This is a genomic window from Streptomyces sp. Sge12 (assembly GCF_002080455.1).
Lineage (GTDB): Bacteria > Actinomycetota > Actinomycetes > Streptomycetales > Streptomycetaceae > Streptomyces.
In genome coordinates, this window is sequence record NZ_CP020555.1 from 3,064,864 (window position 1) to 3,078,634 (window position 13,771).

Annotated in this window: 13 protein-coding genes; 6 read left to right on the forward strand and 7 right to left on the reverse strand. The window is 71.0% G+C overall.

Annotated elements, in window-relative coordinates:
• Positions 1–64 precede the first annotated feature (64 nt).
• From B6R96_RS13300 to B6R96_RS13310, 3 genes are read left to right on the forward strand one after another with little or no spacing between them, the layout of a single operon-like run.
• On the forward strand, positions 65–589 hold the full coding sequence (locus B6R96_RS13300) for a PadR family transcriptional regulator (RefSeq protein ID WP_030385794.1): 525 nt from the start codon (positions 65–67) through the stop codon (positions 587–589).
• On the forward strand, positions 586–1,275 hold the full coding sequence (locus tag B6R96_RS13305; protein WP_030385793.1) for an ABC transporter ATP-binding protein: 690 nt from the start codon (positions 586–588) through the stop codon (positions 1,273–1,275). Before B6R96_RS13300 ends, B6R96_RS13305 begins: the two co-directional genes overlap by 4 nt.
• A complete protein-coding gene (locus B6R96_RS13310; protein ID WP_081522552.1) occupies positions 1,272–3,620 on the forward strand; it encodes an FtsX-like permease family protein in 2,349 nt (782 codons plus the stop codon). Before B6R96_RS13305 ends, B6R96_RS13310 begins: the two co-directional genes overlap by 4 nt.
• Before the next feature lie 117 nt (positions 3,621–3,737).
• Here the strand turns inward: B6R96_RS13310 and B6R96_RS13315 are convergent, their stop codons facing one another.
• The gene (locus B6R96_RS13315; protein WP_079405984.1) at positions 3,738–4,685 is read right to left on the reverse strand and encodes a hydrogen peroxide-inducible genes activator; all 948 of its coding nucleotides are present in this window, start codon (positions 4,683–4,685) and stop codon (positions 3,738–3,740) included.
• A gap of 135 nt (positions 4,686–4,820) precedes the next feature.
• On the opposite strand from B6R96_RS13315, the gene B6R96_RS13320 reads away from it, so the two are divergent.
• Both B6R96_RS13320 and B6R96_RS13325 read left to right on the forward strand, forming a co-directional pair.
• Positions 4,821–5,375 carry a peroxiredoxin gene (locus B6R96_RS13320; protein WP_030385790.1) on the forward strand — a complete coding sequence of 185 codons (555 nt, stop codon included), beginning with the start codon at positions 4,821–4,823 and terminating at the stop codon, positions 5,373–5,375.
• 3 nt (positions 5,376–5,378) lie between these two features.
• A complete protein-coding gene (locus B6R96_RS13325) occupies positions 5,379–5,915 on the forward strand; it encodes an alkyl hydroperoxide reductase (protein ID WP_030385789.1) in 537 nt (178 codons plus the stop codon).
• A 61-nt stretch (positions 5,916–5,976) separates the two neighbouring features.
• On the opposite strand, the gene B6R96_RS13330 is transcribed toward B6R96_RS13325, so the two are convergent.
• From B6R96_RS13330 to B6R96_RS13355, 6 genes are all read right to left on the reverse strand, one after another.
• Complete coding sequence (locus tag B6R96_RS13330; RefSeq protein WP_081522553.1) at positions 5,977–6,699, reverse strand: hypothetical protein; 723 nt, start codon at positions 6,697–6,699, stop codon at positions 5,977–5,979.
• Positions 6,700–6,708: 9 nt separating this feature from the next.
• Positions 6,709–7,389 carry a hypothetical protein gene (locus B6R96_RS13335; RefSeq protein WP_081522554.1) on the reverse strand — a complete coding sequence of 227 codons (681 nt, stop codon included), beginning with the start codon at positions 7,387–7,389 and terminating at the stop codon, positions 6,709–6,711.
• Between the two features lie 125 nt (positions 7,390–7,514).
• The gene (locus B6R96_RS13340) at positions 7,515–8,948 is read right to left on the reverse strand and encodes an AI-2E family transporter (RefSeq protein WP_081522555.1); all 1,434 of its coding nucleotides are present in this window, start codon (positions 8,946–8,948) and stop codon (positions 7,515–7,517) included.
• 135 nt (positions 8,949–9,083) lie between these two features.
• The gene (locus tag B6R96_RS13345; RefSeq protein WP_030385785.1) at positions 9,084–9,785 is read right to left on the reverse strand and encodes a transglycosylase SLT domain-containing protein; all 702 of its coding nucleotides are present in this window, start codon (positions 9,783–9,785) and stop codon (positions 9,084–9,086) included.
• Between the two features lie 435 nt (positions 9,786–10,220).
• Complete coding sequence (locus B6R96_RS13350) at positions 10,221–11,537, reverse strand: PhoH family protein (protein ID WP_030385784.1); 1,317 nt, start codon at positions 11,535–11,537, stop codon at positions 10,221–10,223.
• Between the two features lie 303 nt (positions 11,538–11,840).
• Positions 11,841–12,602, reverse strand: coding sequence for an isoprenyl transferase (locus B6R96_RS13355; RefSeq protein WP_030385783.1), 762 nt, complete (start codon positions 12,600–12,602; stop codon positions 11,841–11,843).
• Between the two features lie 126 nt (positions 12,603–12,728).
• Here B6R96_RS13355 and mgrA point away from each other — a divergent pair, with 126 nt between their 5' ends.
• Complete coding sequence (gene mgrA / locus B6R96_RS13360) at positions 12,729–13,766, forward strand: L-glyceraldehyde 3-phosphate reductase (RefSeq protein WP_030385782.1); 1,038 nt, start codon at positions 12,729–12,731, stop codon at positions 13,764–13,766.
• Positions 13,767–13,771: the final 5 nt, after the last annotated feature.

A 13,771-nucleotide genomic window follows, 5' to 3' on the forward strand; every position in this document is an offset into this window, starting at 1 on the left:
ACTGAGGGACCTCCCACCCCTCCTCTATACACTCCGCGTATACACACGGTGTAGAGTCGGGGGCATGTCCATAGGTCACACCCTCCTGGGCCTCCTCGAGGCCGGCCCGCGCCACGGCTACGACCTCAAGCGGGCCTTCGACGAGAAGTTCGGCCACGACCGCCCCCTCGCCTACGGGCAGGTCTACTCGACCATGTCCCGGCTCCTGAAGAACGGCCTCGTCGAGGTCGACGGCGTGGAGAGCGGCGGCGGCCCCGAGCGCAAGCGGTACGCCATCACCGACGCCGGCATCACCGACGTCGAGGCCTGGCTCTCGCAGCCCGAGAAGCCCGAGCCCTACCTCCACTCGACCCTCTACACCAAGGTCGTCCTCGCCCTGCTCACCGGCCGCCGCGCCGACGAGCTGCTGGACACCCAGCGCGCCGAGCACCTGCGCCTCATGCGCATCCTCACCCAGCGCAAGCGCAAGGGCGACATCGCCGACCAACTCGTCTGCGACCACGCTCTGTTCCACCTGGAGGCGGACCTGCGGTGGCTGGAGCTCACCGCGGCCCGGCTCGACCAGCTCGCGCGGGAGGTCCGCCGATGACGGCCCCGGCCGGTTCCCTGCTCGCCGCGACGGACCTGCGCAAGGCGTTCGGCACCACCAAGGCCCTCGACGGCGCCGAGTTCTCCATCCACCCCGGCGAGGTCGTCGCCGTCATGGGCCCCTCCGGCTCCGGCAAGTCGACCCTGCTGCACTGCCTCGCCGGCATCGTCCCTCCCGACTCCGGCTCCATCGCCTACGCCGGACGCGAGCTGACCGCCATGGGCGATGCCGAGCGCAGCGAGCTGCGCCGCACCGAGTTCGGCTTCGTCTTCCAGTTCGGCCAGCTCGTACCGGAGTTGACCTGCGTGGAGAACGTCGCCCTGCCGCTGCGCCTGACCGGCGTAAAGCGCAAGGAGGCCGAGCGCACCGCCCTGCACTGGATGGAGCGCCTCCAGGTGGAGGACCTCGGCGCCAAGCGGCCCGGGGAGATATCCGGCGGCCAGGGGCAGCGGGTGGCCGTGGCCCGCGCGCTGGTGACCCGGCCCCGGGTGGTCTTCGCCGACGAGCCCACCGGGGCCCTCGACTCCCTCAACGGCGAACTCGTCATGCAGCTGCTCACGGAAGCCGCCCGGTCCGCGAACGCCGCCGTCGTGCTCGTCACGCACGAGACGCGCGTGGCCGCCTACTCGGACCGCGAGATCGTCGTGCGCGACGGCAAGTCCCGCGACATGGAGCGGATCGTATGAGCCGGCTGCGGGTATGGGCCCGCGACCTCGCCATGGGCACCCGCTTCGCCTTCGGCGGCGGCCGCGAGGGGTGGATCCGCACCCTGCTCACCGGCGTCGGTGTCGGCCTCGGCGTCGCACTGCTGCTGATCAGCACCGCGATCCCCGGTGCGCTCGCCGCGCGGTACGAGCGCGGAGACGCACGGTCGACGCTGAACTCCGAGCGGGCCGACGCCCCCGGGCCCGGCACCCTGCTGATCGCCCGCATCGGCCAGACGTACCGCCACAAGGACATCGAGGGGCACATGGTGCGGGCCGAGGGCCCGGACGCCCCGCTGCCGCCCGGCCTGGAGCGGATCCCCGGCCCGGGCGAGATGGCGCTCTCCCCCGCCCTCGACGAGCTGCTGAAGTCCTCCGACGGCGCCCTGCTGCGCGAGCGGCTCGACGCGAGGGTCAGCGGGATCGTCGGCGCCCCGGGGCTGGTCGGCCCCGGCGAACTGCTCTTCTACCTGGGCAGCGACACCCTCCAGAAGAACGGGCCCGAGGACTACCGCGTCCAGCGCGTCACCGGCTTCGGCTACGACGCGGAGCGCGACGGCCTCGACCCCGTGCTCATGCTGATGGTCGTGCTGACGTTCGTCGCCCTGCTGATGCCCGTCGCCGTGTTCATCGCCACCGCCGTCCGCTTCGGCGGGGAGCGGCGCGACCGGCGGCTCGCCGCGCTGCGGCTGGTCGGCGCCGACAGCAGGATGGTGCGCCGGATCGCGGCCGGCGAGGCGCTGGCCGGCTCCCTGGTCGGACTGGTGCTGGGCACCGGCTTCTTCGCCGTCGGCCGCTCCCTGGTCGGCAGCATCAGCCTCCGCCAGCGCAGCGTCTTCCCCGCCGACCTCGACCCGGCGCCCTGGCTCGCCGTCCTGGTCGCCCTCGCGGTGCCCGCGGCGGCGGTGGCCGTGACCCTGTTCGCACTGCGCGGTGTGGTCATCGAGCCGCTGGGCGTCGTCCGGACGGCCAGGCCCTCCCGGCGCCGCGTCTGGTGGCGGCTGCTGCTCCCGCTGGTCGGACTCGGCCTGCTGGTGCCCATGGGCGGCCGCGGCAACGACCACGGCAGGTTCAACCAGTGGCAGGTCACCGGGGGCGTGGTGCTGCTGCTGGTCGGGATCACCGTGCTGCTGCCCTGGCTGCTGGAACGTTTCGTCGCGAGGATGTCCGGTGGCCCGGTCTCCTGGCAGCTGGCCGTGCGCCGGCTCCAGCTCAACAGCGGCGCCGCCGCCCGCCTCGTCAACGGCATCGCCGTCGCCGTCGCGGGAGCCATCGCCCTCCAGATGCTCTTCGCGGGCGTCGAGGGCGACTACACCAGATCGACCGGCCAGGACCCCGGCAGGGCGGCCGTCGCGGTCATGGTGAACCGCGATTCCGGGACCCGCATGGACGAGCTCGCACAGCGGATCTCCGCCGTGCCCGGCATCACCCGCGCCGTCCCGCTGACCTCCGCGCAGGCCGCCCACCGACTGCCCGCGGAAGCCACGGTCCAGGTGACCATCGGCACCTGCGACGCGCTCGGCGAGGTCGCCACGCTCGACTCCTGCAAGGAGGGCGATTCCTTCGTCCTGACCGGCTCCCCCGCGGAGGACCTCTACGGGGACACGGCCGCGCCCGGCGACGAGCTGTTCGTCGGGAACGTCCGCGGGTACGGGGACGGGTCCGACCCCGCCCGGCCCGCCCCCAAGTGGAAGGTCCCCGCGGACGCCCGTACGGTCCCCGGCCGGGAGGACCCCACCGGGCAGCTGCGCAGCGGCCTGCTGGTGACCCCGTCGGCCGCTCCGAAGGAGATCGGCGACTACCCGGACGCGCGGATCTTCGTCCAGGTCGACGAGTCCGGCCCGGACGCGCTGGACCGGGCGCGCACCGCCGTGTTCAAGGCGGACCCGTTCGTCACGGCGATGACGCTGCGGGACAGCAAGGAGGCCGCCGGCTTCTCCTCGATCCGCACGGGGCTGTTCTTCGGCGCCCTCGCGGTCCTGGTCCTGATCGGCGGAAGCCTGCTCGTCTCCCAGCTGGAGCAGTTGCGCGAGCGCCGGCGGCTGCTCTCCTCGCTGGTCGCCTTCGGTACCAAGCGCTCCACGCTGAGCCTGTCGGTGCTGTGGCAGACGGCCGTGCCGATCGCGCTGGGCCTGGTGCTGGCGACCGGGGTGGGCGTGGGGCTGGGCGCCGTCCTGATGACCATGGCCGCCACGCCGGTCCGGATCGACTGGGCCTCGGTGCTCGGGATGACGGCGGCCGGCTCGGGCGTGGTGATCGTGGTGACCCTGCTCAGCCTGCCGCCGCTGCTGCGGCTGATGCGCCCGGACGGCCTGCGTACGGAGTGACCGCCGCACGGCCCTGACCCGCACGACCCTGACGCGTACGGCCCCGACCCGTACGCCCGTGCCCGTGCCCGTGCCCCGTACGCCCGTGCCCCGTACGCCCGTTCCCGGCGACGCCCGCTAATCGGTGGGCCACACCGGGAGCGGGCGTACGGCTTCGCGCAGTGCGGCGGCGATCGCCCCGAACTCCTCCTGCCGGGCGGTCCCGGTGCGCATGGCCAGGGCGATCCGCCGGGAGGGCGCGGGCTCGGCGAAACAGCCGGTGGACAGGTACTCGTTGCGGGCGGTCTCCAGCCGCAGCGCGGAGCGCGGCAACAGCGTCACTCCCAGTCCCCCGGCGACCAGTTGTACGAGCGTGGACAGCCCGGCGGCGGTCGTGGTGACGTCCGCCCCGGTCGTCCGTCCCGCTTCCCGGCAGATGTCGAGGGCCTGGTCGCGCAGGCAGTGCCCTTCGTCGAGCAGCAGGAGCTGCAGTCCCCGCAGTTCCTCCAGCGGGATGTCGCGGCGCCCGGCCAGCGCGTGCTCGCGGGGGGTGAGCAGGACGAAGTCCTCGTCGAAGACGGGCAGTTCGGTGACGCCCGGGACCCCCAGCGGCACCGCCAGCAGGAGCAGGTCCAGGCGGCCGCCGCCCAGCCCCTCCAGCAGCGAGGCGGTCTGCTCCTCGTGCACCTGGAGGTCCATCCGCGGGTAGCGCCGGTGGAACAGCCCGAGCACGGTCGGCAGCAGGTACGGCGCCACCGTGGGGATCACCCCGAGCCGCAGCACCCCGGTGAAGGGGGCCCGGACGGCCTCGGCCTCCTCCAGCAGCCCGCCCATGGCGTCGAGCACCACCTGGGCCCGCGCCGCGATCCGCTCGCCCGCCGGGGAGAGCAGCACCTTGCGGGTGGTGCGCTCCAGCAGCTGCACGCCGAGGGCCTCCTCCAGCGCGGAGACGGATCCGGAGAGCGCCGGCTGGCTCATGCCGATGGCCGCGGCGGCGTCCCGGAAGTGCAGATGCTCGGCGACCGCCGCGAAGGCGCGCAGTTGCGCGAGCGTCGGTTGCTTCGTTCCCCTACTACTGACAGCCACTGATAGGTACCTCCGATCACCCGGCACAAGACTAGCTATTTCTGTAATCAATGCAGGTGTGTCAGCATGTGAGATCAGTCCAACCCCATCGGAAAACCCCCAAAAGGGCCATTTTCCACTGCATAAGGAGAGCGCGTGCTCACTGTTGGTGACAAGTTCCCCACCTTCGACCTGACCGCCTGTGTCTCGCTCGAGGCCGGCAGCGAGTTCGCGCAGATCGACCACAAGACCTACGAGGGCAAGTGGAAGGTCATCTTCGCGTGGCCCCTGGACTTCACCTTCGTCTGCCCGACCGAGATCGCCGCCTTCGGCAAGCTGAACGAGGAGTTCGCCGACCGCGACGCGCAGATCCTCGGCTTCTCGCTCGACTCGGAGTACGTGCACCACGCCTGGCGCAAGGACCACGCCGACCTGCGTGACCTGCCCTTCCCGATGATGTCCGACATCAAGCGCGAGCTGTCGACCGAGCTGGGCATCCTGGGCGAGGACGGCCTGCCGATGCGCGCCGTCTTCATCGTGGACCCGAACAACGAGATCCAGTTCTCGATGGTGACCGCCGGTTCCGTGGGCCGTAACCCCAAGGAGGTCCTGCGGGTCCTCGACGCCCTGCAGACCGACGAGCTGTGCCCGTGCAACTGGAACAAGGGTGACAGCACCATCGACGCCGGCGCGCTGCTGGCCGGTGAGTGACGGATGTCCCTCGACTCCCTGAAGTCGGCCATACCGGACTTCGCGAAGGACCTGAAGCTGAACCTCGGTTCGGTCATCGGCAACAGCGACCTCCCGCAGCAGCAGCTGTGGGGCACCGTCCTGTCCTGCGCGATCGCCGCCCGCTCCCCGCGCGTCCTGCGTGAGCTGGAGCCCGAGGCGAAGGCGAACCTCTCGCCGGAGGCGTACACCGCCGCCAAGTCCGCCGCCGCGATCATGGCGATGAACAACGTCTTCTACCGCACCCGGCACCTGCTCTCCGACCCGGAGTACGGCACCCTGCGCGCGGGCCTGCGGATGAACGTCATCGGCAACCCGGGCGTGGAGAAGGTCGACTTCGAGCTGTGGTCGCTCGCGGTTTCCGCGATCAACGGCTGCGGCCAGTGCCTGGACTCGCACGAGCAGGTCCTGCGCAAGGCGGGCGTCGACCGCGAGACGATCCAGGAGGCCTTCAAGGTCGCCTCCGTGATCCAGGCCGTCGCCGTCACCCTCGACGCCGAGGCCGCCCTCGCCGCCGAGTAACGGCACCCCGGTACGCCACGAGGGCCCCGCGACCGATGCCGGTCGCGGGGCCCTCGTGCTGTCATCCCCTGCGCAGGGCCGCCATCAGCGCCCGGGTGTCCTCGACGGCCGCCGCGAGCAGCGTCTCCCTCCCGGGGTGCGGCACCTGGGTCAGGGTGGGGTCGGGGCCGTCCTGGCTCAACCCCCGGTAGATCATCACGTCGACGGTGAACACCGCGCCGCCGTCGCGGACCCGCAGCCGCAGGCTGTCATCGGGCCCGGAGCCGGAGACGAAGGCCTGCTCCCCGAGGCCGGGCAGCGGATCCCACCCGATCTCGTCACCGTAGAAGAAGATCCGGTTGGCGGGGACGTCGAGCGCGAACTCGGCCGCCGGATCGGTCTTCTTGTGCAGCTCGACCGTGGCCGAGGTGTGAACGGTCCCGGCGGAGACCGCCTTGTCGTTCTCGCGGGCGCACGACGCCCAGTCCAGCGCCGGATGCCGGCCGCCTTTGCGCGGTACGGTCTTCGGAAGGCTGCCCAGCACCCCCTCCAGGGTCGAGGCCGTGAACCGGTCGCACAGGTCGTCCGCGACCCGGTAGCGGATCTCCGGCGCGGCCGGCCGGTCCCCGAAGGCGTACAGCCCGCCCACCCACAGTGCGGAGGTGGCGACCACCGCCGCCGCCACCCACGGCCACGGCGGCCGCGCCCGGCCGCGCAGGGGCTCGCCCACCACGACGTCCTGCGGGGCGCCGTCCCGGTCCGCCGCCGGCCACCGCTCCCCGTCTAACTCGGGCTCTCCGATCATCCCCGCCTCCTACTTCCTGAGCTTCGCGATCAGTTCGCGCAGGTCCTCGGTCATCGCCGCCTTGACCGCGTCGGCGTCGGTGGCGGGCCGGTCGTTGTGTTCACCGAAGGTGGCCACCGAGACGTCGATGCTGAACTGCGCACCGCCGTCGATCGCCTTGAGCTGCAGAATCTGCTCGCCGGCGATCGCGGTCATCGCGGCACGCTCGCCGAGGCCCGGCACCGCTTCGGTGCGCACCTCGCCGGCGTGGGCGATGAGTGTGAGGGGCGGGGCGTCGAACTCGACCGACGGGTCCGCCTTCTTGTGCAGGTCGACCCGGGCCGTCACGGTGAAGTCCTGCGCGCCCTCGACATTGGTCAGGGAGCACACGGCCCCGTCCACGGCCCGGTTGCTGCTCTCGTGGTTCACCGGCCGCAGCTTGTGCAGGTCTCCGGCGATGCCGCCCAGCGTCCTGGCCGCGAAGTCCTGGCACAGATTCTCCGACGCCCGGTAGGAGATCTCCGGGTCGGCCGACAGGCCGCCGAAGGCGTAGAGCCCGCCGGCCCACACCGCCGATGCCACCACGGCGCCGCCCAGCGCCCACTGCCACGGCCGTGGAGCCGGCCGCTCGCGTCCGCCCCCGGCCCGCGCCGGCGCCTGTTCCAACGGCTCGGTCTGCCAGTCCTCGCCGAGCTCCGGATCCGTGATCATGCCTGTCCCCCCGTGGTCCCTGTACGTGCGGCGCCACGATCGGCGCGCACCCGTTCGATCACCGCAGCCTTGATCGACGGAGTATCAGGTTCCGCGGGCTCTTCCCCGGGCTCGGGCCGGTGCGGCTACGCCGTGGGGTCCTCGCGGTCCGGCACCCCGCCCAGAGCGGTCGAACCGTGCGGGCCCGGGCCGATCATGCCCGCCCCGAGGTGGTGCTGGTCGCGCGAGTACGCCTTCAGGTATCCCACCACCGTGTTGGTGACGGCCACCAGCGGTACGGCGACCACCGCGCCGCCGATGCCCGCGATCATCCCGCCGGCGGCCACCGACAGCACCACCGCGAGCGGGTGCACCCGTACCGCCCGGCCCAGGATGAAGGGCTGGAGCACGTGGCCCTCGATCTGCTGCACCGCCAGCACCACCAGCAGCACCATCAGGGCGGTGAACACGCCCTGCGTCACGAGCGCGACGACCACCGCGAGGGCCCCCGAGACCACCGCGCCGACCAGCGGGATGAAGGCGAACAGGAAGATGAAGACGGCCAGCGGCACCGCCATCGGCACGTCCAGGAAGTAGATGCCGAGGCCGATGAAGATGGCGTCGATCAGCGCGACGATGACCGTGCCGCGCACGTACGCGGTCAGCGTGCGCCAGGCGCGCGGACCGGCGCCGGCGACTCCGGCCCGGGCGGCGGCCGGTACCAGGCCCAGCGCCCAGGTCCAGATGCGCTTGCCGTCGTAGAGCAGGAAGAGCGTGGAGAACATCGCGAGCAGAATGCCCGTCAGGACCTCGACGAGCACCGTGACGCCCTGCAGTCCGGCGGAGGTGATCTGCTCGGTGTTGGTGCCGATGGTCTCGCTGAGGTTCTTCGCGATGTCGTTGATCTGCTTCTCGGTCACGTGGAACGGACTGTCCAGTGCCCAGAGCTTGAGCTCGTTGATGCCGTCGCGGACCCGGTCGGAGAGGTCGTCGAGGTTCTCCATGACCTGCCAGACCACGAACCAGCCGACGAGCCCGATGACCACGAAGCCGAGGATCGCCGTGACGGCCGTGGCCAGGCCGCGCGGCAGGCCGAGCCTGCGCAGCCGCACCACGAAGGGCTGGAGCATCGCGGTGACGAGCATGGCGGCGGCGAAGGCGAGGACGACCAGCCGGACTTCGCTGATCACCTTCATCAGCACCCACAGCATTCCGGCGAGCAGCAGCAGCCGCCAGCTGGCCTCGGCGGCGACGCGCATCCCCCACGGGACGACGCTCGCCGGGTCGGGGCGCGTGGGCACGGTCGGTGCGGCGAGGTGCGGCGCGTGGGCCACCGGTGCGGCGACGGGCGGTGCGGCCACGGCCGTCGCCGTGCCGGACGCGGAGGACGCGCCGGACTCCCCGGCCGCGGCCGCGGCGGAGGCCCGGGAGGAGCCCGCGGGCGCCCGTCCCCGACCGCCGTTGCCCGGCAGGTCGCCGCTGCTCTCGGCCTCGACCTCGGCGCGCCGCTCGTTGAGCCGCGCCTCCATCCGGTTCAGCCTGTTCCCGAGCCGGCCGAGCCAGCCTTCCCTCTTCGCCATGTCGCTTCCTTCCCCCGCCCCGATCTCCGGGCTCACCTCGAAGACCGTACACGCGAGGAGCCCCGCACCGTAGAACGGTGCGGGGCTCCCCGGGCGGATCAGCGGGTGCGGTGCGGTGTCGCGGCCGCGGGCCCGCTAGTACCAGCCGTTGTTCTGGTGGAAGCTCCAGGCGGCGCAGGGGCTGCCGTAGCGGTCTTCCATGTAGTTCAGGCCCCACTTGATCTGCGTGGCGGGGTTGGTGCGCCAGTCCGCGCCGGCCGAGGCCATCTTCGAACCGGGCAGTGCCTGGACCAGACCGTACGCGCCCGAGGACTTGTTCACGGCCAGGTAGTTCCAGGTGGATTCCTGGTTGATGATGTTCGAGAAGCACTGGAACTGGCCGGCCGGGACCATCTGCTGTGCGATGGCCTTGACCTGGGCGACCGTGTAGGAGCTCTGGAGCGCGAAGTCGCCGGCGTCACGGCCGGAGCGGCTGGCGGCCTGCTCCTTCTCCTCGCGTTCCTTCTTGGCCTTGGCGTCGGCCTCGGCCTTCTCCTTCTCGGCCTCCGCCTTCTTGGACTTGGCGTCCTCGGCGGCCTGGAGGCGGGCGGCCTCCTCGGTGGAGCGCTTGGCGTCGACATCGGCGGCGTGGGCGATGGCGTCGGCCTGCTGCGTCAGGGACGCGCTCTGGACCTGCGCCTGGTCGCCGACCGGGATGTCGGCGAGGAGCGTCGCGCCGGACGCGGTCGTCTCGAGATCGTTCGTGGGGTCGCCGGTGGCAACGCCCACGACTGCGCCGACGGTGGTGACCGCGGTGGCCGAAGCCACGGCGAACCCCCGGACCGAGATCCGGCTCACACGGTGTCCTTCCAGCAGCGTCCGCAGTGACCGCGCGGGCGCAAAAGTGCCCTCGACTCTGGCCTCCGTGGTTCTACGGTCACTGGAGGCGCGGGCCCGTGGGCAACTCCCTTGCGGGTGCTGCCGCATGAAACTCCGGGCGGCATACGGCGATCGACTGTGGAGTTGTGGTGCTGCGCGTACCTCACGGGAGATACAGGTGTGCCGTATGCGGGGCCTGACGGAAACCAGACTCTGCCGGAACGCGACACCGCAAGGCAATTCTCCGTTGCGTGTGAAAGGTCACACCTGGCATGTCGCCGCTGATTTGCACAAAGACCTGTGCAGCACGACGCCGCCCGGCTAGGCTCTCGGGCCTTTGCCGGGCGGCGCCAACTCACCTTCCCGCTATGAGGTTTTTGACCGATTCGACCGCCGGATGCGGCCGGATCGGGGTCAGAGCGTTTCGAGCATCTCGGTGACCAGCGCGGCGATCGGGGACCGCTCGGAACGCGTCAGCGTGATGTGCGCGAAGAGCGGGTGGCCCTTCAACTTCTCGACCACGGCGACGACTCCGTCGTACCGGCCGACCCGCAGGTTGTCCCGCTGGGCGACGTCGTGGGTCAGAACGACCCGCGAATTGGCCCCGATCCGGGACAGAACGGTCAGCAGGACATTGCGCTCCAGCGACTGCGCCTCGTCCACGATCACGAAGGCGTCGTGCAGCGAGCGCCCTCGGATGTGCGTGAGCGGCAGGACCTCCAGCATCCCGCGGTTCAGCACCTCCTCGATGACCTCGCGCCCGGCGACCGCCGAGAGGGTGTCGAAGACCGCCTGCGCCCATGGGCTCATCTTCTCGGACGCGTCACCGGGCAGGTAGCCGAGGTCCTGACCGCCCACCGCGTACAGCGGCCGGAAGACCATCACCTTCTGGTGCTGCCTGCGCTCCAGCACCGCCTCCAGGCCCGCGCAGAGCGCCAGCGCCGACTTGCCGGTGCCGGCCCGGCCGCCCATCGAGATGATCCCGATCTCGGGGTCGAGGAGGAGGTCCAGCGCGATGCGCTGCTCGGCGCTGCGGCCGTGCAGCCCGAAGGCCTCGCGGTCGCCCCGTACGAGCTTCACGTTGCCGTCCGCCGTGACCCGGCCCAAGGCCTTGCCACGCTCGGACTGCAGGACCAGTCCGGTGTGCACGGGCAGTTCCGCGGCCTCCGGTACGTAGAGGCGGTCCTCCGAGTAGAGGAGGTCCACCTGCTCCCCGGACAGGGCGAGCTCGCTCATGCCCGTCCAGCCGGCGTCGGTGATCGCGAGTTCCGCGCGGTACTCCTCGGCGATCAGCCCCACGGAGGAGGCCTTGATGCGCAGTGGGAGATCCTTCGAGACCACCGTGACGTCGTAGCCCTCGGCCTGGAGGTTGCGGGCGACCGCGAGGATCCGCGAGTCGTTGTCCCCCAACCGGAAGCCGGCGGGCAGGACGCCCGGGTCGGAGTGGTTGAGCTCGACACGCAGGGTGCCACCCAGATCGCCCAACGGGATGGGGGCATCCAGGCGACCGTTTCGAACCCGGAAGTCGTCGAGCAGGCGCAGGGCCTGGCGCGCGAAGTAGCCGAGTTCGGGATGGTGCCTCTTTGCCTCCAGCTCGGTGATCACCACGATCGGGAGCACGACCTCGTGCTCGTCGAAGCGGGAGATCGCATTGGGGTCTGCCAGCAGGACGCTGGTGTCGAGGACGTAGGTCCGCCTGTCTTGCAGGCGGCTCTTTGTGCTGGTCACCACGGAAGGACGTACCCCCTCGGAAGAGGTCGGGCCATGAAGACCGGACCGGTCATCGGCACCCATGCCAGGGCCGATTTCCGGCCCTCCACTCCGTCCGTGCGAACCGCACGTGCGTCCTGGTGCAAAGGGCCTCCCGGGCGGACGACCCCATGCCGTCCGCTGAGACTCGACACCCGTGGATCGGGCATCGACCTGAAAGGGATATTCCCCGATCAGGCCGGGCCATGCCATGGCATATGACGGACGCTCGGTGAATCCCTGGTGAAGGCTTCGCGGGAAGGGGGCGGCGGGACCGGTGGTGACTCAGGTGCCGTAGCGCCGGTGGCGCGCCGCGTAGTCGCGCAGCGCCCGGAGGAAGTCGACCTTGCGGAAGGCGGGCCAGAAGACTTCGCAGAAGTAGTACTCGCTGTGCGCGCTCTGCCACAGCATGAATCCGGACAGCCGCTGCTCGCCGCTGGTGCGGATGACGAGGTCGGGGTCGGGCTGGCCGCGCGTGTAGAGGTGCTCGGCGATGTGGTCGATGTCGAGGATCTCGGCGAGCTCCTCGAAGGAGGTGCCCTTCCGCGCGTGCTCCAGCAGCAGCGAGCGGACCGCGTCGGCGATCTCCTGGCGGCCGCCGTAGCCGACGGCGACGTTGACCAGTATCCCGTCGACGTCGTGGGTGGCCTGCTCGGCCTCCTTGAGCACGGTCTGGGTCCGGGCGGGCAGGATGTCGAGGTTGCCGACGTGGTGGACGCGCCAGCGGCCGTCCGCGGCCAGGCCCCGCACGGTGTTCTCGATGATGTTGAGCAGCGGACGGAGCTCGACCTCGGGCCGGTCCAGGTTGTCCGTGGAGAGCATCCACAGGGTGACGACCTCGACGTCCGTCTCGGTGCACCAGCCCAGCATCTCGGAGATCTTGTCCGCTCCGGCCTGGTGGCCCTGCTCCGTCGTCCCTCCGGACGCCTTCGCCCAGCGGCGGTTTCCGTCCAGGATGACGCCGATGTGCTTGGGCGCCGCGTCATGGTCGAGGCGGCCTTCCACCCGGCGTGCGTAAAGCCTGTACACCAGGTCGCGCAGCTTCACGATCTTCCAGCCCCTCCGTGCAGTGCCCCCGTGCGAATTGCGGTGCCCCCGAGTGCGCCACATTACTGCGCGCCGGGAGGGGGTACCCAACTCGGTGCGTCACAACTCCGTGATAGGGAGGACAACGTGACTGATACCAATCCCTATCGGGCAGAGCCCTCGCGCTACGACTCCATGGAGTACCGGCGCACCGGCCACAGCGGCCTCAAGCTTCCCGCGATCTCCCTCGGCCTCTGGCACAACTTCGGCGACGACAGAACGCTGGAGTCCCAGCGGGCGATCCTCCGCCGGGCCTTCGACCTCGGGATCACCCACTTCGACCTGGCGAACAACTACGGTCCGCCGCCCGGCTCGGCCGAGCTGAACTTCGGCAAGATCTTTGCCCAGGACTTCGCGTCCCACCGCGACGAGCTGATCCTTTCGACCAAGGCCGGCTATCTGATGCACGCCGGCCCGTACGGCGAGTGGGGCAGCCGCAAGTACCTGCTCAGCTCGCTCGACGCCTCGCTGAAGCGGATGGGCGTGGACTACGTCGACATCTTCTACTCGCACCGCTTCGACCCGGAGACCCCCCTCGAGGAGACCATGGGCGCCCTCGCGTCCGCGGTCCAGCAGGGCAAGGCGCTCTACGTGGGCGTCTCCTCCTACACGGCGGAGCAGACGGCCGAGGCCGTGCGGATCCTGCGCGGGATGGGCGTGCGCCCGCTCATCCACCAGCCCTCGTACTCCATGATCAACCGCTGGACGGAGGAGGACGGCCTGCTGGACACCCTGGAGGACGCCGGCATGGGGTGCATCTCCTTCGCCCCGCTGGCGCAGGGCATGCTGACGGGCAAGTACCTGAAGGGCATCCCGGCCGACTCGCGCGCCGCGCAGGGCAAGTCCCTGAACCCGGACCTGCTCTCGGACGAGGTGCTCCGCCGGCTGACCGGTCTGAACGAGATCGCCTCCCGCCGCGGGCAGTCCCTCGCCCAGCTGGCGCTCAAGTGGGTGCTGCGCGACGACCGGATGACCTCGGCCCTGATCGGCGCGTCGAGCGTGCCGCAGCTGGAGGAGAACGTGGCCGCGCTGGCTTCCGCGCCGCTCACCGAGGCCGAGTTGAAGGAGATCGACTCCCTGGCCGTCTCCACCCCCGGCACCAACATCTGGGCCCAGCGGGGCTGACCTGC